The sequence below is a fragment of the Ferrovum myxofaciens genome, from assembly GCF_000735045.1.
GTDB classification, from domain to species: Bacteria; Pseudomonadota; Gammaproteobacteria; order Burkholderiales; family Ferrovaceae; genus Ferrovum; species Ferrovum myxofaciens.
Window position 1 is genome coordinate 19,985 of record NZ_JPOQ01000001.1, and the last position, 23,825, is coordinate 43,809.

23 protein-coding genes and 1 tRNA gene are annotated in these 23,825 nt (G+C 56.3%); 5 read left to right on the plus strand and 19 right to left on the minus strand.

The genetic code is table 11. From position 1 onward, the window contains the following. Positions 1–128 precede the first annotated feature (128 nt). Positions 129–2,594, plus strand: coding sequence for a glycogen/starch/alpha-glucan phosphorylase (locus IV91_RS0100130; protein ID WP_031595053.1), 2,466 nt, complete (start codon positions 129–131; stop codon positions 2,592–2,594). A gap of 20 nt (positions 2,595–2,614) precedes the next feature. Here IV91_RS0100130 and neuC read toward each other — a convergent pair whose 3' ends face one another. Further along, positions 2,615–3,781, minus strand: a complete 1,167-nt coding sequence (gene neuC / locus IV91_RS0100135) for a UDP-N-acetylglucosamine 2-epimerase (protein WP_082783202.1) — start codon at positions 3,779–3,781, stop codon at positions 2,615–2,617. Then, entirely contained in the window at positions 3,762–4,805 is a 1,044-nt protein-coding gene (locus IV91_RS0100140) for an N-acetylneuraminate synthase family protein (RefSeq protein ID WP_051861732.1), read from the minus strand. The genes neuC and IV91_RS0100140 overlap by 20 nt, the downstream gene beginning before the upstream one ends. Positions 4,806–5,035: 230 nt before the next feature. On the opposite strand from IV91_RS0100140, the gene IV91_RS0100145 reads away from it, so the two are divergent. Then, the gene (locus IV91_RS0100145; RefSeq protein ID WP_200874289.1) at positions 5,036–5,977 is read left to right on the plus strand and encodes a DMT family transporter; all 942 of its coding nucleotides are present in this window, start codon (positions 5,036–5,038) and stop codon (positions 5,975–5,977) included. On the opposite strand, the gene IV91_RS17015 is transcribed toward IV91_RS0100145, so the two are convergent. Genes IV91_RS17015 through IV91_RS0100175 form a run of 7 tightly spaced genes read right to left on the minus strand, consistent with a single transcriptional unit; the run spans position 5,862 to position 13,214 of the window. Further along, positions 5,862–6,386 carry an NADH-quinone oxidoreductase subunit B family protein gene (locus IV91_RS17015; protein WP_082783201.1) on the minus strand — a complete coding sequence of 175 codons (525 nt, stop codon included), beginning with the start codon at positions 6,384–6,386 and terminating at the stop codon, positions 5,862–5,864. The two genes, IV91_RS0100145 and IV91_RS17015, sit on opposite strands and share 116 nt — an antisense overlap. Next, entirely contained in the window at positions 6,386–7,909 is a 1,524-nt protein-coding gene (locus tag IV91_RS0100150; protein ID WP_233418363.1) for a hydrogenase large subunit, read from the minus strand. Before IV91_RS0100150 ends, IV91_RS17015 begins: the two co-directional genes overlap by 1 nt. A 16-nt stretch (positions 7,910–7,925) precedes the next feature. Further along, a complete protein-coding gene (locus tag IV91_RS0100155) occupies positions 7,926–9,374 on the minus strand; it encodes a hydrogenase 4 subunit F (RefSeq protein WP_031595061.1) in 1,449 nt (482 codons plus the stop codon). 1 nt (position 9,375) lies between these two features. Beyond that, on the minus strand, positions 9,376–10,050 hold the full coding sequence (locus IV91_RS0100160) for a formate hydrogenlyase (protein WP_031595063.1): 675 nt from the start codon (positions 10,048–10,050) through the stop codon (positions 9,376–9,378). Positions 10,051–10,052: 2 nt separating this feature from the next. After that, positions 10,053–11,000, minus strand: coding sequence for a respiratory chain complex I subunit 1 family protein (locus IV91_RS0100165; protein ID WP_031595066.1), 948 nt, complete (start codon positions 10,998–11,000; stop codon positions 10,053–10,055). Further along, a complete protein-coding gene (gene hyfB / locus IV91_RS0100170; RefSeq protein ID WP_031595067.1) occupies positions 10,997–13,018 on the minus strand; it encodes a hydrogenase 4 subunit B in 2,022 nt (673 codons plus the stop codon). The genes IV91_RS0100165 and hyfB overlap by 4 nt, the downstream gene beginning before the upstream one ends. Before the next feature lie 4 nt (positions 13,019–13,022). Continuing rightward, entirely contained in the window at positions 13,023–13,214 is a 192-nt protein-coding gene (locus tag IV91_RS0100175) for a hypothetical protein (protein ID WP_051861743.1), read from the minus strand. A gap of 178 nt (positions 13,215–13,392) precedes the next feature. Here IV91_RS0100175 and IV91_RS0100180 point away from each other — a divergent pair, with 178 nt between their 5' ends. Further along, entirely contained in the window at positions 13,393–14,136 is a 744-nt protein-coding gene (locus IV91_RS0100180; protein ID WP_031595071.1) for an SDR family NAD(P)-dependent oxidoreductase, read from the plus strand. On the opposite strand, the gene radA is transcribed toward IV91_RS0100180, so the two are convergent. The 8 genes from radA to rnr all read right to left on the minus strand — a co-directional run bounded on the left by radA (position 14,112) and on the right by rnr (position 21,459). Beyond that, positions 14,112–15,482 (minus strand): DNA repair protein RadA, encoded by a 1,371-nt coding sequence (gene radA / locus IV91_RS0100185; RefSeq protein ID WP_031595072.1) that lies wholly within the window; start codon positions 15,480–15,482, stop codon positions 14,112–14,114. The two genes, IV91_RS0100180 and radA, sit on opposite strands and share 25 nt — an antisense overlap. Before the next feature lie 10 nt (positions 15,483–15,492). Further along, positions 15,493–16,863, minus strand: coding sequence for a replicative DNA helicase (gene dnaB / locus IV91_RS0100190; protein ID WP_031595073.1), 1,371 nt, complete (start codon positions 16,861–16,863; stop codon positions 15,493–15,495). A gap of 9 nt (positions 16,864–16,872) precedes the next feature. Beyond that, positions 16,873–17,319 carry a 50S ribosomal protein L9 gene (gene rplI, locus IV91_RS0100195; RefSeq protein ID WP_031595075.1) on the minus strand — a complete coding sequence of 149 codons (447 nt, stop codon included), beginning with the start codon at positions 17,317–17,319 and terminating at the stop codon, positions 16,873–16,875. A gap of 14 nt (positions 17,320–17,333) precedes the next feature. Further along, positions 17,334–17,606 (minus strand): 30S ribosomal protein S18, encoded by a 273-nt coding sequence (gene rpsR / locus IV91_RS0100200; protein ID WP_031595076.1) that lies wholly within the window; start codon positions 17,604–17,606, stop codon positions 17,334–17,336. Further along, a complete protein-coding gene (priB, locus tag IV91_RS0100205) occupies positions 17,593–17,916 on the minus strand; it encodes a primosomal replication protein N (protein ID WP_051861737.1) in 324 nt (107 codons plus the stop codon). Before priB ends, rpsR begins: the two co-directional genes overlap by 14 nt. Then, positions 17,913–18,290 carry a 30S ribosomal protein S6 gene (gene rpsF / locus IV91_RS0100210; RefSeq protein ID WP_035416863.1) on the minus strand — a complete coding sequence of 126 codons (378 nt, stop codon included), beginning with the start codon at positions 18,288–18,290 and terminating at the stop codon, positions 17,913–17,915. The genes priB and rpsF overlap by 4 nt, the downstream gene beginning before the upstream one ends. 108 nt (positions 18,291–18,398) lie before the next feature. Then, complete coding sequence (rlmB, locus tag IV91_RS0100215; protein WP_031595079.1) at positions 18,399–19,157, minus strand: 23S rRNA (guanosine(2251)-2'-O)-methyltransferase RlmB; 759 nt, start codon at positions 19,155–19,157, stop codon at positions 18,399–18,401. A 97-nt stretch (positions 19,158–19,254) separates the two neighbouring features. Next, positions 19,255–21,459, minus strand: a complete 2,205-nt coding sequence (gene rnr / locus IV91_RS0100220) for a ribonuclease R (RefSeq protein ID WP_051861739.1) — start codon at positions 21,457–21,459, stop codon at positions 19,255–19,257. A gap of 36 nt (positions 21,460–21,495) precedes the next feature. Here rnr and IV91_RS0100225 point away from each other — a divergent pair. Then, positions 21,496–21,582: transfer RNA gene (locus IV91_RS0100225), tRNA-Leu, on the plus strand. Between the two features lie 80 nt (positions 21,583–21,662). After that, positions 21,663–22,295, plus strand: coding sequence for a response regulator (locus IV91_RS0100230; protein WP_051861741.1), 633 nt, complete (start codon positions 21,663–21,665; stop codon positions 22,293–22,295). Between the two features lie 16 nt (positions 22,296–22,311). Here IV91_RS0100230 and IV91_RS0100235 read toward each other — a convergent pair whose 3' ends face one another. Further along, positions 22,312–22,530 carry a histidine kinase dimerization/phospho-acceptor domain-containing protein gene (locus IV91_RS0100235; protein WP_084189791.1) on the minus strand — a complete coding sequence of 73 codons (219 nt, stop codon included), beginning with the start codon at positions 22,528–22,530 and terminating at the stop codon, positions 22,312–22,314. Beyond that, positions 22,520–23,818, minus strand: a complete 1,299-nt coding sequence (locus IV91_RS0100240) for an adenylosuccinate synthase (RefSeq protein ID WP_031595083.1) — start codon at positions 23,816–23,818, stop codon at positions 22,520–22,522. The genes IV91_RS0100235 and IV91_RS0100240 overlap by 11 nt, the downstream gene beginning before the upstream one ends. Positions 23,819–23,825: the final 7 nt, after the last annotated feature.

Here is a 23,825-nt window from a genome sequence, read left to right on the forward strand (position 1 = left end):
ACACGGGCCTGTGAGGTCCTTTCCAGGGGGTAAAGATCTCCATCAAACCTGTCACAGAATGAAACACTTCTGCTGAAATGCCGGGATTACCATAGGGTCCCCTCCCCCCTATCCACAAGAGGTGTTCCATGGCAAAACGTGCTTCGACCCCGCCCCTTCCCCACGATCGCCCAGGACTGGACAAGGTATCGCTCCAGCGCAGCATTTCCAATCACCTGCTCTTTACCGTTGGCAAGACTCGGGACAAAGCCTCTCGCCATGACTGGTTCGTGGCCGTTGCCCATGCCGTACGCGACTGCATGGTGGAAAACTGGATTCAAACCCAGGAGCAGTTGCACAAGCACGAAGGAAAACGGGTCTATTACCTTTCTCTCGAATTTCTCCTCGGTCGGATGTTGGTCAATAGCCTTTACAATCTGGGACTGCTCGATACCTGTCGGGAATGTCTGACCGATCTGGGGGTGGACTTCGAATCAATTCGCGCCGTGGAAGAGGATGCAGGTCTGGGCAATGGGGGTCTTGGACGCCTGGCCGCCTGTTTCATGGATTCCCTGGCCACCCTGAACTACTCGGCCTGTGGTTACGGCATTCGCTATGAGTATGGCATGTTCCATCAGGACATTGAAAATGGCGAGCAGATCGAGCGTCCGGATAGTTGGTTGCGTTTTGGCAATCCCTGGGAATTCCGCCGCCCTGAAGTCAGTTACGAAATTCACTTTGGCGGCAAAGTCACCCATTACCGTGAAGAAGACGGCGTAGCCCGTTATCATTGGGTAGATACTGAGGTCGTCCTCGCTCTGGCCTATGATCTTCCCGTACCCGGACATGCCACCCCCACCACCAACAGTTTGCGCTTATGGTCAGCCAGGGGCACTCACGAATTCGATCTGCGCTATTTCAATGAAGGCGATTACATGGAGGCCGTCGCCAACAAAAACGAATCCGAAAATCTCTCCATGGTCTTGTACCCCGATGATTCCAGCATGGAAGGTCGAATGTTGCGTCTCAAGCAACAATACTTTTTTGTCAGCGCCTCCCTGCAGGACATCATACAGCGTCATTTGAACCATCATCCCGACCTGAGCATGCTGGCAGACAAAGTAGCCATTCAGCTCAACGACACCCACCCCAGCCTGTGCATCCCGGAACTGATGCGCCTGTTGCTGGACGTGTATCACTGGGATTGGGATTCGGCCTGGGACCTCACGAACCGTCTGTTTTCCTACACGAACCACACCATCATGCCCGAAGCGCTGGAAACATGGAGCGTCGACTTGATGGAGAAGTTACTGCCTCGCCATCTGCAGTTGGTTTATGAAATCAACCACCGCCTGCTCGAGGAAGTACGCCACCGTCACCCCGGCGACCCCAGCGTGCTGCAACGTCTTTCCCTCATCGACGAAACAGGCGGACGGCGCGTTCGCATGGCCCATCTCGCCATTGTTGGAAGCCATCATGTCAACGGGGTCGCCCAATTACACACCCAGTTGCTCAAATCCACGACCTTCGCTGAATTCGACGCTCTCTATCCCGGCAAGATCCTCAATGTCACCAACGGCATCACCCCCAGACGCTGGCTCAATGAAGCCAATTTCCGTCTTTCGGCCCTGCTTTCGGAGACTTTGGGAGAGGCCTGGAAAAACGATCTGTCCCAACTCTCGGCACTGGCCCACCGAGCCGATGATGAAATATTCCAGCAGCGTTTTCGCGCGGTAAAACAAGCCAACAAACAGGCCCTGGCCGCGTATCTTTTCCAGCGCCATGGCATGACGCTGGATCCGGAGACCCTGTTCGATGTACAGGTCAAACGAATTCACGAATACAAACGTCAACTGCTCAATGTGCTGGGGGTCATCACCCGCTACAACCGCCTGCGTTCGGGACAGGGCGATCACCTGGTCCCCCGTACCGTCATCTTCAGCGGCAAGGCAGCTCCTGGCTACGCCGCTGCCAAACGTATCATCGCCCTGATCCATGCCGTGGCTGAAGTCATCAATAACGACCCTCTGGTCCATGATCGACTCAAGGTCGTCTTCATTCCCAACTACAATGTCACCATTGCCTTGCGTCTCATTCCTGCCGCCGAACTGTCAGAACAAATCTCCACCGCCGGTACCGAGGCCTCGGGAACGGGCAACATGAAACTGGCACTCAATGGTGCGCTCACACTGGGAACCCTGGATGGAGCCAATATCGAGATTGGACAGGCCGTAGGATGGGACAACTTCTTCGTATTCGGCGAGACTACCGAACAGATCGCCCAACTTCAAAAAACCGGTTACCACCCGCAGGAATTGGTCCATACCCACGAGGAGTTACGTCAGGTACTGGACATGATCACCCAGGGGTATTTTTCGCCGGATCAACCCCATCGCTTCGCCCCCATCGTGGAAGAACTCACCACCCGCGACCGCTTCTTCCTGCTGGCGGATTACGAAGCTTATATTGCCGCCCAGGAACGGGTGGATGATGTTTACCGCAATCCCACGGAATGGACACGCCGCTCCATTCTCAATGTCGCCCACATGGGGGTTTTCTCCAGCGACCGATGTATTCAGGAATATGCCCGGAATATCTGGCATCTGAACGACTGAACCGCCGGATCCCCGCCGAATCAGGCGGGGTCATGAAAGCGCTTTTTACGCGGGAGGGCCAGATGGGCAACAATATCCGCCATCAACTCTCCCGAGTGGCCTGAACCGTAGATCTGGCTCCCGGCGTAACTCTGTTGCAACTGATAGGTCAGGGCCTGTGCCATGGCCTGGGGTTTCCAGGGACTGTCGCGCACATTGCTGGCACGTTCCCGTCCGTTCTGACGATCGCCCAGATTCACCACCGGTGTACCCAGAAAAGCGCATTCTCGAATCCCCACACTGGAATTTCCGATCAAACAGCGCGCCTGACGCAATAAACGCAGGAACAGGCGCCCCTCCAGATTGGCGATCATTCCCATGGGTGCAAGGGGATGATCCCGACGAAAATCGGTCACCGCCCGGGAGGTGGCCTCAGATCCCGCATCACTGTTGGGGTTGAAAACCACGAAAGGCAAACCACTGGCACTGACCACCTGCAGGGTCATCATCATGTGGCGATAACTGGACTCATGCTCTGTGGTATCCGCATGCTGCAATACCATGATGAATTCGCCCTCGAGATTGAAATGATCCAATCCCTCCTGTCCAACCAGCGCCAACGCCAGGTCATCCAGGGAGATCTGGCAGGCTTCCCGTGCCAGATCAATGGAAGGACACCCGGTTACATAGATACTGTCCGGATGTTCCCCCATGCGCATGAGACGCGCTGCCGCCTGGGCATTAGCTACCAGATGAATATCGGACAATTTGGTCACGGCATGACGCACCCGCTCATCGATATTTCCGGTGATTTCACCACCTTGCACATGGATCAGGGGAATCCCCAAATAGGATGTAGCCACTGCCGTACCCAGAGTTTCATAACGATCAGCGATGGTGATGACCCAATCCGGACGGGCGATCTCCAGATGGCGCGTCGTAAATAAAATAGTCTGTGCCGTGGTTTCTGCCATGCGTCCAGGATCATTCCCCGGAACCAGGGTCTCCCCTTCCGCCGCCACATGGAATCCATCTTCACGGATCAGGTCGGCCACCCGGCCATGTCGGTCCGAAAGTGCGGAACCGGAGCAAAGACAGTGCAATTCGACGTCTTCCTGTTGATTCAAAGCCTGCAGGGTACTGCGAATACGGGAATAACTGGGGCGAGCGGTAATAGCGACAAGGATTTTACGAGGGATGGACATCATTGATTTCCAAGAGATGATCTTTGGGAAGCGCACGGGTCAACACCTGACCGAGAAGGTGATACAAATCTTCATAACCCAACCCGCCTCCCGGCTTTTTGAAAGCTAGATCTGAACGGGTCAGGGAATGACCGGCCGGCAGGTCTTGAGTAGTCACCCAGGATCGCCCAAAAATGGCAGGGTCAAAGCCTAATCGTTCTAGTTGCACTGATTTCAAAACAGGTGAGGTACGCATACTCCAGGCAAAGAGTGCACCGTCCACCAGTGCTTTAAGCCTGGTGGGAGTAAGGGAAGCTGGAACATCCGGTCCGAACATCCGTTCATGCAACGTCAAATGAACTTCCAGTAGTGAGGCGCCCAGATAAGTCGCCACAATCCCTGGAACAGGAGATGCCGAATGGTCGGACAATCCAACCGGAAATGAAGGCTCCGCCTCGAGCAAGGTTTCCAGCAGATTAAGGCCCACTTCCTGCGGAGGGGTGGGATAACGACTGGTACAGTGCATCAGCGCCACAGATGAACCATGACACCGGAATTCTTGCGCCAAGGCCAGCAAACCCTCGGGGGCCATCAAGCCACTGGAGAGCAGGAGGGGTTTGCCGGTACGCCCTACCCATTCCAGCAGTTCCGGGTTATGGACCTCGCCGGAAGCGATTTTCCAAGCCGCCATGCCCAAGGCATCAAGCCATTCACAGGCACGAACAGAAAAAGGACTGCTTAAAAACACCAGGCCATGACGTTCTGCATGAAGTTTGAGTATCTTCCATTGCTCGAACGTAAATTCCATACGCTGCCAGTAGTCATAACGGGAACGATCCTGCAGGCTGAAAGGAACACGCCAAGGTTCGTGCACCGTACTTTCTTCTGCGGCCAAATGAGTTTGAAATTTAACGGCCTGCACCCCGCACTCGGCGGCCACTTCAATAAAAGCCATGGCCTGACCCAAACTGCCTTCATGGCTTTGAGCCACTTCGGCAATAACGAAGGGAGGGTGATCTGGACCGATATCATAGTCAGAAATTCTCATGAAAGGGTCCTGTATGAGTGGTAATTTGTACCAGCAAATTATACCAATGGGCACTTTTGCGATTGTAACAAATGGTTCTTCCCGGTTAAGGTTCCTTTAGAAAAGCGAACATCATGAACCCTCGATCTTAAGTCAGAATTAGACCCTCCGAAGCAAAACGGCCCCCGGTTACAGTACGCAAGAAGATCTCCGCTTATAATGCTTCTTCCTCCCTCTTGACCGATCTTCCTGTGACCCCAACCCCTCAGCCACACCCCTCCCTTTCGGGTTCTCTCTGGATGTTGGTGGCGGGTCTAAACTTCGCTCTGATGGGAGTCTTTGTCAAGTGGGGCGCACAGGATTTCAGTGCTTCGGAACTGGTATTTTATCGTTCACTGTTTGGTATGCTTTTCCTCTTGATCATGGCCCGCCAACCCCTCAGGGCCTATGCCTCTGTACATTGGCTCCGCCATCTGGGGCGCAGTCTGTCTGGACTGATCTCTCTCTGGCTGTATTTTCTGGCCTTGGCCCATTTGCCTCTGGCCACTGCCGTCACCCTTAATTATACCTCTCCCATTTTTCTGGCAGCCATCCTGCGCTTCACCCAACCCCACGATTCCCGACCCGGATTGCTGGGGCTTCTGGGACTGGGATTCGGGGGGGTGATTCTGTTGTTACAGCCCCATCTGACGCCCCAACAGTGGGGGTATGCAGGAATTGGTTTACTGTCGGGCATGAGCGCCGGATTCTCCTACGCCCAGATTCGTAGCATGGCCCGTCTGGGCGAACCGGACTGGCGGGTGGTGTTTTACTTCACCACCCTCTCCACTGTGGTGACCGGTCTGGCCCTGCCCTTTCAACCTGCCCATGCCTGGTCCCTTCATTCTCTGGGCATTCTGGCCGGATTGGGGCTCTTTGCCACCCTCGGACAACTGACCATGACACGCGCCTACCGCACTGGAATAACCTTGGTGGTTGCCAATCTGGCCTATGGCACCATCGTCTTCTCCACCCTGCTGGGGATGGTTGTTTTTACCGAACGTCCCGCCCTGACAACCTGGCTCGGCATTGGAGTGGTCATTCTGGCCGGGGTAGGGTCGAGCCTTTGGCGCTCGTCACTGCCCGCCAGATCCCTGCCAGCAGTTGCAACGGCGTCGGGGGACAGCCCGCCACCACCACGTCCACCGGAATGACCTGACTGACCCCACCCAAACAGGCATAGGATTTTCCAAACACCCCCCCATCGCGTCCACAGTCCCCCACCGCCACCACCCAACGGGGTTCCGGCAATGCCGCGTAGGTGCGACGCAGAGCCTCCTCCATGTGTCGGGAAACGGGACCGGTCACCAACAACAGGTCGGCATGGCGCGGACTGGCAGAAAAATGTAGGCCCAGCCCCGTCAAGTTGTACTGGGGAGCATTGAGCGCATGGATTTCCAGTTCACAGCCGTTGCACGACCCCGCATCCACATGGCGAATCACCAGGGCCCGTCCAAAGCGCTGCCACAAAGCCTGTTGCCAAGTTTCTAGGTCAGCCTGCGGCCAGGAAAAGGGTTCACTGCGCACTCCATGGCGTAAAATCTCGTTCAAAATATTGGCCATCATCCATCCTGCCCGCTGTAACTCAAGTTAAAGGACTTGTTGATCAAAGGAAAATCCGGCACGATATTGCCCTGCACCGCATGTTCCAGAACGGGCCAGTTGCTCATGGACACATCTTCCGGATGCCAGCGTCGTACCTGCCCCTGCGCCCCCAGTTCCAGGGCTACGAATACCTCGCCGCGCCACCCCTCCACCCAACCCACCCCGACTCCTGCCCGCAAGGGGGGCGTGTCGTTCCAAAGGCTCGGTCCAGACGGCAAATACTCGATGAAATGACGAATCAGACGCAAGGATTCAAAAACTTCATCAAAGCGCACGGCCACCCTTGCGGCCACATCGCCCTGAGTGCGAGTCGCCATGCGCACTTCAGCCTGTGCATAGGGGGGCGTGGGACAGGACACGCGCAGGTCCCATGCCTGAGCCGAGGCTCGTCCTGCCAACCCCACCAAACCAAGACGGGCAGCCAACTCCGGGGTCACCCTTCCCGTGCTCACATAGCGGTCCTGTACCCCCGCGTGTTCCTGTAACAATTCCTGCAAACGATGCACTTCCCGCTCCAGAGTCACACCTTCCTCCCGCAGGGATTGACAGTCAGAGACCGTCAATGCCCGGGCCACGCCCCCTAACTGAATCTGGTCATGCAGATAACGGTGTCCCACCAGTTTTTCGTGGGTACGCAAGGCGGTTTCCTTGAGCGCCCAAAACAGGGAAAACCCTGCACTCAACCCCACATCGTTGCATAGGTACCCCAAATCTCCCAAATGATTGACCAGACGTTCCCTTTCCAGCCAGAGGGCACGCAGCCATTCGGCTCGTTCCGGAATCTGACGCCCCAAAATGGATTCCAGCGCCTGAGCCGTCGCCCAGGCACCGGCCACCGTACTGTCGCCAGATACTCTTCCGGCCAGATGGATCAAGGCCGCCGGAGCAAGAGATTCGGCCCGTTTCTCGATCCCCTTGTGGGTATACCCCAATTGAGTATCGAGACGCAGCACCCGTTCTCCCACCACGGAAAAGCGAAAATGCCCCGGTTCGATGATGCCGGCATGCACCGGCCCCACGGGGATTTCATGTACCCCCTGCCCGCTCACCGTGACAAAAGGATAGGGTTCCCGTACCAGAGGTGGGTAAACTTGTCCGTCTTCTCCTTTCCGCAGGGGGAAACGGTCAGCGGGCCAAGCGCTGTGGCGCAACCAAGGGCGACTCTCTGCGGCTCCCTGGGCAAGCAGACCCAGCAGATCATGGGTGGCGCGTTGCAAACGATTGGCATTGGCAAACACATCGTCCAATGCTGGGTAGGTGGGGTCATGGGCGGGAAGAGATACCCGTAGCCAGCGTAGTCCTCCCTGCACCGCCAGGGCCAGATGCAGGTCAAAATTTTCTTCCCCTTCATCACTGCCCCACAGAGAAACCAGGCGCGCACCCTGTTCCTTTTGCGTCAGACAGAGACTCCGCAGATCCTCCCGGGATACCGTTTCCTGCCAAGCCGGCACAACACCAGGCAAGGTCTGCAGGGGAGGCATCGAAGTCATCATTGTCCTAACCCAGCAGCGCTGCAGCCTGACGATACCAGGTCGCCAGGACTGGCGGCAGATAAAGGCCAAGGATCAAGACTAGGGTCAAGTGCAGGAATACCGGCAGGATGGCCGGAGGATGGGGCAGGCGCTGCCCGGTTGCGGGACCGAAGACCATGGGTTGAACCTTACCAAAAATCGCCGCAAAGGCTACTCCCAAGGCACCCAGCAAAATGGGGGTGGCCCAGGGCTGTTCATGCATGGCCGTGGTCAAGATCAGAAATTCGCTGGCAAAGACGCCGAAAGGGGGCATGCCGAGGATGGCCAGTGCGCCCAGCAATAACCCCCAACCGATGGTGGGACTGGTACGGATCAAGCCCCGAATCTGCGTCATGAGTTGCGTCCCGCTTTTCTGGCTGGCGTGACCCACGGCAAAAAAAATGGCGGATTTGGTGAGGGAATGCATCGTCATGTGCAATAGTCCGGCAAAATTCGCTACCGCTCCCCCCATCCCGAAAGCAAACGTCATCAACCCCATGTGCTCAATGGAAGAATAAGCGAAAAGACGTTTGATGTCCTTCTGACGCATCAGAAAAAGCGCTGCCACGGCCACGCTGAAGACTCCAAACCCCATCATCAGATGCCCGGCGAAAGGTTGGTGCAGAGCGCCGTCCACCAGCACTTTGGTACGTAATATCGCATACAGGGCCACATTGAGCAGCAAACCGGACAGCACGGCAGAAATGGGCGTTGGACCTTCAGCATGGGCATCGGGCAGCCAGTTGTGGAGTGGGGCAAGTCCCACTTTGGTGCCATACCCCACCAGCAAAAATACGAAGGCCAAAGAAACGATGGTGGGCTCCAGTTGCCCCTTGACCTGGGCCAGATGGGTCCAGAGCAAGGCGTTCCCCCCTTCTCCCAGAACTTTTTCTGCAGCAAAATAGAGCAATATGGTGCCAAAGAGGGCTTGGGCGATACCGACACCGCACAGAATGAAATATTTCCAGGCGGCTTCCAGACTGGCCGGGGTTCGATACAAGGACACCAACAATACCGTGGTCAAGGTCGCCGCCTCCATGGCCACCCACAACAACCCCAGATTATTGGTGGTCAAAGCCACCAATAAGGTGAACAGGAAAGCCTGATACATGCCGTGATAAAGACGCAAACGGCTCGCCGAAAGCCGCCCATGCTGCACTTCATTCCCCACATAGGAGCGCGAGAACCACGCCGTCGTCATGCCCACAAAAGCCGTCAACCCCACCAGAAAGACATTGAAGGGGTCCACCACGAACTGTTCATCCCAGGCACTCACCCGACCCTCCTGTAGCACGCGCACTGCCAGGAACCCTGCAGCCCCCAGAGTGGCAAGACTGAAAAGAAGATTGACCAGCGGTGCCTGTGCCCGTTGCCCCGTTGCGCCCAGCCAAAGCCCGCCCAGCAACGGAAAACTTAACAGTACCCAAATCTCCATGTCATTCTTCCTTGAGTTTTTCCATGTGGCGGATATCCAGACTGTCGAAGGTTTCACGAATCTGAAAAAAGAAGATCCCAAAAATAAACATTCCCACCAGCACGTCGAGGGCCACCCCCAGTTCCACCACCATGGGCATGCCATAAGTGGCTGAGGTAGCCGCCAGAAACAGGCCATTTTCCAGGGCCAGAAAACCAATGACCTGGGGCACCGCTTTACGGCGCGTAATCATCATCATGAAAGACAGCAACACACTGGCCAGGGCAATGCCCAGGGTATTGCGCAGGATGGTGCTGGAAAAGTGTGAAATAGGCAGAGCCAGATTGAAGGAGAAAACCACCAGACCAATCCCCACCAGCATCGTGGTGGGAATGTTGATCAAGGTTTCCACGTCCCATACCACGTCGAGACGGCGAATCAGGCGATGCAACAGCAGGGGGAGAATCAGGACCTTGATGATCAAGGTCAAGGCCGCCGAATAATACAAATGGGGTTGATGCGTCAGCCAGGCACTGTCCGCAATGGACAAGGTCAGGATCAAACCTTGCCAGGCAAAGAGGTGGATCAAGGTCAGGATGCGGCGCTGGGAAAGCATGGCAAAGGCGATCAGAAGCAATAACGAGGCAAACAGATCGAGTAGTTGCTGTGCAAAGGGAGCCGGGTTCCAGTGACTCATGCTCAGGAACCCAGCAGATAATGCAACAGAATGGCCAATACCGCCAGCAGAAATGCGGTTCCCAGATATTCCGGAACACGAAATAAACGCTGTTTGGCCGAAACGGTTTCCAGTACGGCCAAGCCCGCACCCATCACCGTCAATTTAAGAAGAAACAGGATCAGAGCCCCCAGGATCCCCCATCCCCGCTGACTATCCGTCAGACCAAAGGGCAGGAAAAGCGCAAAGCCAAGGCTGAAATAGATCAATAATTTTAGGGCATTGGCCCATTCGATGAGGGCCAGATGACGTCCCGAATATTCCAGGATCATGGCTTCATGGATCATCGTCAGTTCCAGATGTGTCTCAGGGTTGTCCACCGGGATCCGTCCATTCTCCGCCAGCAGCACCATCAGGAAAGCAACCCCGGCAAAGGCCAGACTGGGATAGAGATAAAATCCGCGTGCAGCAAATCCGGTCACCATGAAACGCAGGGAGGTACTGGCATTGAGAGACGCAATGGTAAAAAACACCATGAGGAGTGCCGGCTCTGCCAGAAAGGACACCAACATTTCACGGCGCGCCCCCAGCGAACCAAAAGCCGTCCCCACATCCATGGCTGCCAGTGCCAAAAACACCCTGGCCAGGGACAGCAACCCCACCAGAGCGATCACGTCCACTGCGCCAGCCAGAGGGAGATCGGTGATGACCATGGGAATCAAACTGGCGGTCAAACCCATACACCCGAAAAGAAGATAGGGGGTCACACGGAATAGAGGAGATGCTGTTTCCGCAATCACCACTTCCTTGTGAAATAACTTGAATAACTGCCGATAAGGCTGTGTCAAGGGAGGCGCTTGTCGATTTTGCAGCCAGGCCCGCCAAATCCCTACCCAACCCATCAACAGCGGCGCCAGCAGAACACCCAGAATTTCCTGCCCCCCTTGAAGCAACCAGTTTACCAACGTCATGGCCGGCTCCCTGTCACGAGTGCCAGCAAGGCCATCAGTGTGGTAAAACTGAACAGCAGATAGGTGGAGATACGCCCCTGCTGCAACACCCCCACCCATTTCACCAGACGGGCTACGCCCCGCACCAGCGGCAAATAACAGAGAGCCCAAAGTGGATCGCGTACCTCGCTGTGGTAGTGCGGATGAGAATCAAAGGGGCTGGGAATCTCCCGTGACAGGCCAAAGAATGATTCGAAAATCTGCTTGATCGGTTGGCCAAACCCATCGGCACTATCCTGCATGCGCGCAGTCTGGAAAGGATAGCCGCAGTCCCAGGCCGGTGCCCGTCGCCACCGACCATGAAAAAACCGGCGTACCCCCAGAAAGGTCAAACCCACACTCACCCCAATGACGGCAAACAGGATCAGCGGACTGTAACTCGCTCGGTTGGCAGAAACCGGGGTGACCCATAACCAGCCGTGTCGGGCAGCACTGGCACCCAATCCCTGCCCCACCAGCGCATGGGTCACCGTATCCAGTTGCAGGATGACCGAACTGGGAAATAGGCCCAACAGCACACAACCCAAGGCCATCCACCCCATTCCGAAACGCTCCCAAACACCGATATCCTGTACCTCACTCAGCACCAGACCCCGCGCCTGCCCCAAAAAAACGATGCCATAAAACTTGACCATGGCAAAACCCGCCAGGGCCCCGACCAATGCCAGCACTGCGGCCCCCAGAGGCAGTACCATATTGAGCCAGGGCTGCGGCAGATCAGGACGCAGCAAATAGGCCTGCAACAACAGCCACTCCGAAACAAACCCGTTGAAAGGCGGCAATCCGGCCAGTGACAGAGCGCCCACCAAACTCAATCCCGCCACCCAGGGCATGACACGGATCAGCCCCCCTAATTTGGCCATGTTCCGTTCCGCCGTGGCATGCAACACCGATCCCGCACCCAAAAACAACAATCCCTTGAAAAAGGCATGATTGAGGGCGTGATACAACACCGCCGCCAGGGCCAGGGCAGCAACGGTTTCTTGCCCGGCTCCATGAAACAACAAGGTCAAACCCAATCCACTCAGAATCAGCCCCATGTTTTCCACGGAAGACCAGGCCAACAAACGCTTGATATCAGATTGGACAGCGGCGAAAAGCACGCCGAAGAGTGCCGTCAAGGAACCCAATCCCACCAGAAGCGCCCCCCACCACCACAAGGGCTGTCCAAGCAGATCGAAAAGTACCCGTAACAAGCCATACAAGGCCATTTTGAGCATGATCCCGCTCATCAGCGCCGACACCGGAGAAGGTGCAGCGGGATGGGCTTCAGGCAACCAGGTGTGGAGTGGCAGCAAGCCGGCCTTGGCACCAAACCCGATTAACGCCAGAATAAATGCCGTACTCGACCAGAAACTCGTCAAAGAATGATGCCGGAGCGTGGCAAAGGCATAATCACCGCCTGTGCCACTTTGTAACAAGCCGAAACACAACAGCAAGGCAATAGCGCCCAGATGCGCCATCAGGAGATACAGAAAACCCGCCTCACGAATTGCCGGAATCTCATGATCGGTGGTCACCAGAAAATAGGAAGAAAGCGCCATGCTTTCCCAGGCCACCATGAAGAAATAGGCATCATCCGCCACCAGTACCATCCCCATACTGGCGAGAAAAAGCGCATAGAGCAAAATCAGGCGCTGAAAATCGCCTGGTTGAGTTTCTGCCATGTGCCGAAAGTATCCCGTTGCATAAGCGCTAATCCCACTCCCTGCCAAGCCCAGCAGCGTCAGAAAAAACGCTGACAGAACGTCGAGACGCAAATGAAAGGGCATCCCCGGCAATCCGATGGGCAGTACCAAAGTCTGTGCTCCTCCCTGCAGGGCCCAAAGCCCCGCCCCTGCCATGAGGGCAGATAACCCGGCAATCAGGGGAAACAACAGGCACCGCCCCAGGCGGGCGGGTAGCACCAGTCCCAGCAGACCCAACCCGCTCCACCCTGTGAGAATCAGTCCAACGAGATCGAGGGGCAGCAAGGGCATGGGTTCAGTCCTGGGATAAACGGCTGCGCGGCATGCGCGCCAGTTGCTCGGAAGAACCCCGGGTGTGGATGAATTCCCGGATCATCTGGCGCACCACCTGGGAAGGTGTCAAATCATGCAAACGACAGATCTCCTCAAAAATTTCTTTTTTGACGGGATCGATTAGGACACTCAAACGAGCCGTGCGATTTTCCATGACCTTTGCAATGCGAATTAAATTTGCTTTTAATAATATTTGATTATAACAAAAAACCCCTTCCTCAACTCCCGACAACTGGGACAACCTTACTCCTGTTCTTCACTGGCCGTCAAATTCGGCAAATGATCCCTCCTGGATTACAATGGCAAGGACGGAAACATTGGAGGCTTCAACCATGATATTGAATGATCGGGTCATTTTGGTCACCGGTGCCAGTTCCGGACTGGGACGCCATGCCGCACGCGCACTGGCGACTGCGGGGGCCACCACGGTCCTGCTCGGCCGCAATGAATCCCGCCTCGATGGGGTATACGATGAGATCGTCTCTGCCGGACACCCCCAACCGGTGATTCTTCCCTTTGATCTGGCCCAAGCCGACGATTCTCGTTTCGAGGCCCTGGCGGTCACCCTGACCCAGGCCTTGGGCAGACTCGACGGAATTCTGCATAGTGCCAGTCAATTTATAAAGTTAAGCAAACTTTCCCAACAAAGACTGAATCATTGGGAAAAGGCTTTTACCACTAACCTGTTCGCGCCCTTCGCCCTCACGCGCGCCTGTTTACCTCTGCTGGAGGCAGCACCAGATGGTGCGGTTCTATTTACCGCCGAACAACATGGCCTGTCCCCGGATGTCTACTGGGGGGGATTTGGACTGAGCCAGGCCAGCCTGATTGCCTTGGCTCGACTCTTTGCCCAGGAGCACCGGGATGACTCCGACCTGCGCTTCAATGTCCTGATTCCAGGCCCCGTCGCATCCCCGATGCGCCATCGCACCCATCCCGGTGAAGTGCCGGAATGTCTACCGAATATTTCATCTCTCATGCCTCATTACCAGTACTGGCTGGGTCCGGATAGTCGCGGACGAAGCGGCGAAATCATTCAGATCGAAAGTGACTACGACCCATCCCGAAAAGCCTGAACCGCTTCTTCGACCCGTTCCACTGTAATGAGACGAATCCCGTCGGGTATCTGCCGAGGGGCATTGGCACGGGGTATCAGAGCCACCGCAAAACCCAACTTTGCAGCTTCGCGCAAGCGCTCCAGACCACGCTGAACGGGGCGTACCTCCCCCGCCAACCCTACTTCACCAAACACCACCCAACCAGGCGGCAGGGGACGATTGCGCAAACTGGAGACAATGGCCAACAGGATGGCCAGATCCGCAGCAGGTTCGCCAATCCTCACCCCAGCCACGGCATTGACGAAGACATCCTGGTCCCCACAGGACACCCCAGCATGACGATGTAGCACCGCCAGGAGCAGGGCCAGACGATTTTGCTCCAGTCCCACCGTGAGCCGACGCGGAATACCCATCCGACTCTCATCCAGCAGCGCCTGAATCTCCACCGCCAGAGGGCGGGTGCCTTCCAGGGTCACCGTGGCGCAAGAACCAGATACCGGTTGTGCATGACGGGACATGAACAAGGCGGAAGGATTGCTGACTTCGCGCAAACCCGTCTCGGTCATCCCAAAGACACCCAATTCATTCACCGCCCCAAAACGGTTCTTGATCGCGCGAATCAAACGATAACTGGAACTGCCATCCCCCTCGAAATACAGCACTGTGTCCACCATATGCTCGAGGATACGCGGACCAGCCAAGGTGCCCTCCTTGGTGACATGCCCCACCAGGATCATCACCGGACCGCCACTCTTGGCCAGGCGCGTCAGTTGGGCCGCACAGTCACGCACCTGGGATACCGAGCCCGGCGCAGCTTCCAGCGCATCGCTGTACAGGGTTTGTATGGAGTCGATGACCACCAGTTGCGGCTGGCGCTCCCGAATCACCGCTTCCACTGCCTGCAAGCGCGTTTCGGCCAACAGATCCACCGCAGCCCCCGACAGTTGCAGACGACGCGCCCGCTCTGCCACCTGCTCTGGGGATTCTTCCCCTGTCACATACAGGACACCGTGCTGTTTTCCTACCTGAGCCAGGGATTGCAACAAAAGGGTGGATTTGCCAATCCCCGGATCCCCGCCCAGCAATACCACCCCTCCCGGCACGAATCCCCCGCCCAGAACCCGATCGAATTCCGGCAGCCCAGAGGACAAGCGCTGCAAGGATTCGGCCTTGACTTGATGGAGGGGCTGAACCAAGGAGGGCGAGGTCAGGGAAGAGCGTTGAGCACTCCCTTTCCCTTTCCCTTCCCCGGTCCGAAATTCGGCCAGGGTATTCCATGCCTGACAATGGGGGCATTGGCCCTGCCAGCGCGGAGATTCCCCGCCGCATTCCCGACAGACGAAGACACTTTTGGCGCGGGCCATGGAGGAACGCTCAGAACGGGCGGCCCGAATACGTCTGGGCGAAATTTTCGAAGCGGGTGTAATGGTTCAGGAAGGTCAGACGCACCGTCCCGATTGGACCATTCCGTTGTTTGCCGATGATGACTTCTGCCGATCCCTTGTCCGGACTGTTCTCGTTGTAGACCTCATCCCGGTAGATGAACAGGATTACATCGGCATCCTGCTCGATGGCGCCTGATTCACGGAGATCCGACATGACCGGCCGCTTGTTGGGACGCTGTTCCAGACTGCGATTCAACTGCGACAGCGCAATCACCGGGACTTTGAGTTCCTTGGCCAGAGCTTTGAGAGAGCGGGATATTTCAGAAATTTCCGTGGCCCGATTTTCCCCTGCACCGGAACTGGACATCAATTGCAGATAATCGATAACCAACAACCCTAATCCCCCATACTGACGGTGCAAACGACGTGCCCTTGCGCGCAGGTCCAGAGGATTCAAGGCGGCGCTTTCGTCAATCTCCAAAGGAGCCTGACTCAAATCTCCCAAGGCACGGGTCAGACGACTGAAATCCTCGGGTTGCATACGACCCGTACGCAAACTTTGCTGATCGATACGTCCATGCAGACTCAGTAAACGCAGGGCCAACTGTCCCGCCGACATTTCCATACTGAAAATCCCCACGGGCAATTTGGGGCCCAAGGCAACATGCGCCGCCATGTTCAGTGCCAAAGCGGTTTTTCCCATGGAGGGACGACCAGCGATAATAACCAGATCTCCGGCCTGCAAACCGGCGGTCATTTTATCCAGATCCACAAATCCGGTGGGAACTCCGGTCACCGGATCATGGTTGCCTGCCCGGTAAAGTTCATCGATACGCGTAACGGTTTCTGCCAGGGAAGTACTCAGGGGACGAAATCCCTGGGCACCCCGAGAACCATGTTCGGCTATATGAAAGATTCTGGCTTCAGCCTCATCCAACAGGGTACGAGCAGAACGTCCCGTGGGGGTAAAAGCGCTTTCGGTGATTTCTGTCCCTGCTTGCACCAAACTGCGCATCAGGGCACGTTCCCGAACGATTTCGGCATAACGTCGAATATTGGCGGCACTGGGCGTATTCTGGGCCATGGCCGCCAAATAAGCCATGCCGCCCACACCTTCCAGTTCCTGGCGTTGACCCAGCAGGTCGGAGAGCGTCAAAAGATCCGCAGGTCGATTCTGCTCCAGCAGCAGCAGAATGGCACGGTAGATGCGCCGATGATCCTCTCGATAAAAATCAGAATCGGCGATCAAATCGCCGATCTTGTCCCATGCCTGGTTATCGAGGAGCAGCCCGCCTAACACTGCCTGCTCCGCCTCGATGCTATGAGGCGGAACCCGCAGAGAATCCAGCGTGCTGTCCATGTGGGGAAATTACTCGGCCACAACCACCACCGTAATGTCCGCTGTCACATCGCTGTGCAGGGACAAAACAACGGTATGATCCCCGATCATCTTGAGCGGACCATTGGGTAACCGAACTTCCGACTTATGGGTGTCAAATCCTTGAGCCTGCAGGGCAGTGGCAATATCATGATTGGTGACAGAACCAAACAGACGTCCGTCCACCCCGGCTTTCTGGGCGATCTGCACCCGCAGTCCGGTCATTTTTTCAACCCGTGCCTGAGCTTGGGCCAACAATTCGGTCTGTACCCTTTCCAGTTCCGCACGGCGTGCCTCGAAGGCTTCCTTGTTATGGGTCGTGGCACGCTTGGCCTTCCCCGTGGGAATCAGAAAATTACGTGCATAGCCTTCCTTGACCTTGACGATATCGCCCAGTTGGCCGAGGTTGACCACTTTTTCCATGAGGATGATTTCCATTATCTTTCCTCTCCTTAGTGCAGGTCAGTGTAGGGCATCAGTGCCAGAAAACGGGCACGCTTGATGGCGGTACCGAGTTGGCGCTGAAAACGGGATTTGGTGCCAGTGATACGGGCAGGAATGATCTTGCCGTTTTCATTGACAAAATCTTTCAGAATTTCCACATCCTTGTAATCTACCCATTCGATCTTTTCCACGGTGAAACGGCAGAACTTACGACGGCGGAACATTCCCCCGCGATTGCCCCCCCGAGTATCCTTTTTGGCATCCTTTTTATTCGCTCTCATGATCTCTATTTCCTTCAATCAATTGGTAAGTGTTGGCCCTCAAGACCAACTGTCGGCTCTGACGACTGGGGGGAGCCAAAAAGCCCCGACACACCAACCGCTGCCCGACGCAAACTGTACTGAGACGGTGCGCCATGTCCCCAGCCACCCAGACTCTGATCTCGAATTCCGTAACCACCTCATGCCCAACTTCCTGCTGGGTCGACCGATGGTGCAGAATCATCTCGATAACGGACAAGCCACTGGGCGTATAACGCAGGGGTTCGACCTTCACCACCGCGCCGCTCACTACGACGATATTACGGTTCAACGAGGAGTCACGACTTCCGCACTTTCCACTTCACGATCTTCACGGGGGGCCCGTTTCTCTTCCCGCAACATGGGTGAGGGAGTGGTCACCGCATCCTTCATCAGAATGGTCAGATGGCGCAACACCGCGTCGTTGAAGCGGAAGGCATTTTCCAGTTCGGTCAGAACTGCAGGTTCGCACTCCACATTCATCAACACATAGTGCGCCTTGTGAATTTTCTGGATGGGATAGGCCAATTGACGCCGCCCCCAGTCTTCGAGACGGTGAATGGTTCCGCCGCCCTGGGTGATCAGACCACGATAACGTTCCACCATGGCTGAAACCTGTTCGCTTTGATCTGGGTGAACGATAAATACAACTTCATAATGCCGCATAACATCTCCTTATGGATGAAATCGCCTGGAGCGACTCAATCGAAGAAAATCATTTTCTTCGACAAGGGGTTGAGGGAGGCTGGATTCTATCTCATTTTCCCCAGCGCATCAACCGGGATCCGATGCGCTGCTGTGCGGACGACGTCGCCGCGTTTCATACAGACAAATCCCGGCCGCCACCGAGACATTGAGGGATTCCACCGAACCCAGCATGGGAATGCGCACACGCTGATCGCAGGCCTCACGGGTGAGACGCCGCAAACCGCTTCCTTCCGCCCCCAGTACCCACACCATGGGTTGCGCCACGGCGGTTCCTTCCAAATCCGTTTCCGCCTGATCATCCGTTCCCACCACCCAAACACCATGGTCCTGCAAATCACGCAGGGTACGCACCAGATTAGTCACGGTCAGATAGGGCACGGTATCCGCAGCGCCAGAGGCCACCTTGGCCACCGTGGCCGTCAGGGCAACGGAACGGTCACGCGGCGCCACCACCGCATGTACCCCCATGGCATCGGCCACCCGCAGACAAGCCCCCAGATTATGCGGATCCTGTATCCCGTCCAGGGCCAGAATCAGAAGGTCTGCTCCAGCTTCGTCCACCACCGTATCGAGATCGAGGGCCGCATGGATGGGGCTCACCTCGGCCACCACCCCCTGATGACGGCGAGTCCCGGCCATGCGGTCGAGCCTTTCGCCTGCCACCATGCGAGGATGATGACCCGCTGCCGTAACCTGGGCAAGAAACTCGCGCAAACGCGCATCCTGGCGCTCGCCATCTACATACAGGGTATGAATGGAAGTGGGGTGATGACGCAAACGACTGGTCAATGCATGAAAACCGTACAACAACTGAAATTTTGACATCACACTCTCTCACATCGACCAAAGGTCGATTATAACTTGCCGCTCTTACCCTCCACCCCATGGGCCAGAGTTTCGAACGACCTCTACAGGTTTTCGCTCAGCGTTTGCGCTTCGCACGGGTCGGCTTTCCCGCAGGAATTTCTTCCTCTGCCGGCACGAAATCGATCTTGAGGGTTTCCATATCGACGCGCACCAGGCGCACCCGCAGACGATCTCCCAAGCGATAGCGCTTACCCGTGCGTTCACCCAGCAATTGATGGCGAGCTGCATCATGATGAAAATAGTCCGAACCCAGTTCCGAGATGTGTACCAACCCTTCCACATAGACCTCATCCAGCGCTACGAACAACCCAAAGTGCGTCACCGAACTGATGGAGCCATTGAACACTTCTCCCACCCGATCCTTCATGAAGAAACACTTGAGCCAGCCTTCCACCTCACGCGTCGCTTCATCGGCCCGTCGTTCCGTGTAGGAACAGTGAATCCCAATGTCCTTCCAGGGCGTGCGTGGCGTATAGGCATGTCCACCCAGCACGGCTCGAATGGCGCGGTGTACCAGCAGATCGGGGTAACGCCGGATCGGCGAGGTAAAGTGAGTATAAGCATCGTAGGCCAATCCGAAATGACCGATTTTCTCCGGGCTGTACTGCGCCTGTTGCAAGGAACGCAGCAGGACGGTTTCCAGCAGTCGTTGATCAGGGCGACCTGCAATGCGCTGGATCAGTTGCGCATAGTCTGCTGCGCGAGGTTTCTCTCCGCCGGGCAAATGCAGACCGAATTCCCCTAAAAAGTCTCGCACTGCCTGGATGCGCTCGGGGGCGGGAGACGCATGGATCCTCAGAAGGGTGGCATGGTGGTGCCGATCCAGAAAGTCTGCCGCACAAACATTGGCCGCCAGCATGCACTCTTCGATCAGGCGATGGGCATCATTGCGTTCCACCGGTTCGATAGTTTCGATCTTACCGAAATCATCGAAAATCATGCGGGTTTCCGCGCTGGAAAAATCAATGGCGCCACGCTTCTGGCGAGCAATCAGGAAAGCCCGAAAAACCCCATCCAAAGCCAGCAAATGGGGCACCAAAGGGCGCCGTGCCGGCGGCGGAGCCTGGGGATGCGCCAGAATGCCTGCCACTTCGGTATAGGTGAGACGTGCTTTGGAGTGCATCACCGCAGGATAAAAACGGTACCCCAGTACTTCCCCCTGAGAAGAAACCTGCAAATCACAGACCATGCACAAACGATCCACCTCGGGATTGAGAGAACACAATCCGTTGCTCAGAACCTCAGGCAACATGGGAATGACCCGGCGCGGGAAATACACGCTATTACCCCGAGAATAGGCCTCCTGGTCCAGAACATCACCCGGTTGTACATAGTTCGATACGTCTGCAATGGCCACCACCAGACGAAATCCTTCACCCTGACGTTCCGCATACACCGCGTCGTCAAAATCCCGTGCCGTCTCCCCATCGATGGTGACCAAGGGCAAAGCGCGTAAATCTTCCCGCCCTTCCAGATCAGTCGGCATCACTGCATGGGGCAGACGGGCCACCGACTCTTCCACTTCAGGCCCGAAAACATGAGGCAAATCATGCTTGCGCAGGGCAATCTCCACTTCCATGCCGGAGTCGGCGTAGCGCCCCAGAATTTCCGTGACCCGGGCCACGGGTTCAGACTGACGACTGGGTTGGGACAGTAACTCCACCATGACCACTTGTCCGGGTTCTGCTCCTCCTTCCTGCCCCGGCGCCACCAGGATATCCTGGTGGATACGCCGGTTCTCCGCCACGGCAAAGAGCACCCCATGCTCCTTGGCAAGACGGGCCACCAAATGGGTATTGACGTGCTCCAGCACCTCCACGATCACGCCTTCGGGGCGGCCACGATGATCCGTTCCCACCGGACGGACCATGACACGATCGCCATGCAGGACCCGCGTCATTTCCTTGGGGCTGAGAAAGATATCCGGGCCGTCGTCCTCCCGCAGTGCAAAACCAAAGCCTTCCGCATGAGCTTCCACCCGCGCCCGCACCAAATCCAGTTTGGCTGGCAGGCACAGCGCATTCTTACGATTGCGCATCAACTGGCCTTCCCGTTCCATCGCACGCAACCGACGCCCAAAGGGATCCCGCTCCTGACTCCGGATGGACAACAGCCGCTCGAGGTGTTCCACCGTCAGAGGGATCCCTTCCCGTTCCAGAATCAGCAGAATATATTCACGACTGGGCAAAGGCTCGTCATATTGGGCTTGTTCCCGCTCCAAAAATGGATCCTGGGCACGGAGTGATTTTTCGGTTGACAAAGTTTATAGATCCTATAGAATGCGTGGGCTTGTAGGGCCGAGATGGCGAAATTGGTAGACGCACCAGGTTCAGGTCCTGGCGGTGGCAACACTGTGGAGGTTCGAGTCCTCTTCTCGGCACCAAAAATTGTGGGAAAATTCCCGAAACGAACTATACCATATCGACCTTAGCCGGTCTGCAGGTTTTTGGCGAGATTCGCACAATGTCTCATCAGGACCAGGTTCTGAAATCCTACTGCACCACCCGTGAAGCCTCGAAACGACTGGGGGTTTCCCTGCGTACGGCGCAACTTTGGGTGGAACAGGGAATTCTCGAAGCATGGAAAACCCGTGGCGGACACCGTCGAATCTGCCGGACCTCCGTGGAAAATCTGGTCTCGAAACGGGAACAAAATCCGCTTAGTATCGCCGCAGGGGCTCCCTTTGAAATCCTGATCGTGGAAGATGACGAGGCCCTGCGCACATTGTACCTAGCCCAAGCCCGACTGTGGCCGATGAAACTACATCTGCGTTCAGCACGCAACGGTTACGATGCGCTCATTCAGATGGGACAGCACGCCCCGGATCTGCTCATCACCGATCTGCTCATGCCCGGTATGGATGGATTCGAAATGCTCCATACCCTCCCCACCATTCCCAGCCTCACCTTCATGAGTATTTTAGTGGTCACCGGTCTGGATCCGCAGGAAGTGGCACAACACCCAAAATTTCCCAAGGGCGTCCCCATCCTTCCCAAACCGGTCCCCTTCGACCAGATCCAGGACCATGCACACCGTTGCCGGATCTCGAAAACCCGCGATTTTCCCGGTGTCCACCCCCTAAGTCAGGTGCGCTGAACGCACCTGAACCTGATCAGTCCACCTCTGTCCGGATCTGACGCAAAAAGACCCGATGCTGGTCCAGCAACGTCTGCAACCGTTGCGCAGAACGAGCGATCAGCAGGAGGTATTCCCGCTCCTCAGAAGCGCTCCCTCCCCCTTCCTGCAGGAGGGCGACAAACCCCTGGATTGCAGCCAGAGGGGTACGCAATTCATGATCGAGCGAAGAAATCAGTTGACTCTCAGGCATCATAGGGGTGACGCAGAACGATGGTTTCGCGCCGATCCGGGCCAGTGGACACTACGTCGATGGGCACTTCGCAAATCTCCACCAAACGTTCCAGATAACGGCGCGCATTGAGCGGAAGCTGATCGTAGTGTTCCATACCCATGGTGGACTCACTCCAGCCAGGCATTTCCTCATATACCGGCTGACAACTCTCCAGGAGTTCTGCCCCCAAGGGCAAAATATCACAGGATTGTCCATCTGCCAGCCGATAACTGGTACAGATCCGGACGGTTTCCAACCCATCCATGACATCCAGCTTGGTTACACAAAGACCGGACACCCCATTGATCTGGATGGCGCGTTTGAGAGCCACGGCATCAAACCAACCCGTACGACGCGCCCGCCCCGTCACAGCGCCAAACTCGTGTCCCCGTGTCGCCAAACGACGTCCCACCTCATCATCGAGTTCCGTGGGAAACGGGCCAGAACCCACGCGGGTGGTATAAGCCTTGGTAATTCCCAACACGTACTCGAGTTGTTGTGGACCCACGCCACAACCCGGTGAAGCAGCGCCGGCAACGCAATTACTGGAAGTCACAAAGGGATAGGTACCATGATCAATGTCCAGCAAGGTTCCCTGAGCCCCTTCAAACAGCAGGTTATGTCCGTTTCGTTGAGCGTCGTGCAAACATCGCGACACATCGGTCACGAGGGGACGCAGCCGATCTGACCACTGGAGAGCCTCATCCTTGACCTTCTCCAGATCCAGCGCTTCCTTTCCAAAATACCGGGTCAGAACAAAGTTATGGTAATCCAGTACCTCACGCAATTTTGTCTCGAGACGGGCAGGATGAAATATGTCCTGAACCCGCAATCCGCGCCGCGCCACCTTGTCTTCATAGGCCGGGCCGATCCCTCGTCCTGTGGTACCAATGCGCCCTTCTCCCCGCGCTTCCTCACGCGCCTTGTCGATGGCCACATGGTAGGAAAGTAAAAGGGGGCAGGCCTCACTGATCAAAAGGCGTGAGGAGACATCCACCCCCGAGGTTTCCAGCATCTGAATCTCGCGCATCAGGGCAGTGGGTGACAAAACCACGCCATTACCGATATAGCACGTCACCGTATCCCGCAGAATCCCGGCTGGAATCAAACTGAGTACGGTTTTACGTCCACCGATGACGAGGGTATGACCCGCATTGTGCCCCCCCTGGAAACGCACGACTCCCTGAGCCCGATCCGTCAGCCAGTCCACCAGCTTGCCCTTGCCCTCATCGCCCCATTGGGTTCCCACCACTACCACATTGCGTGCCATGCGCGCC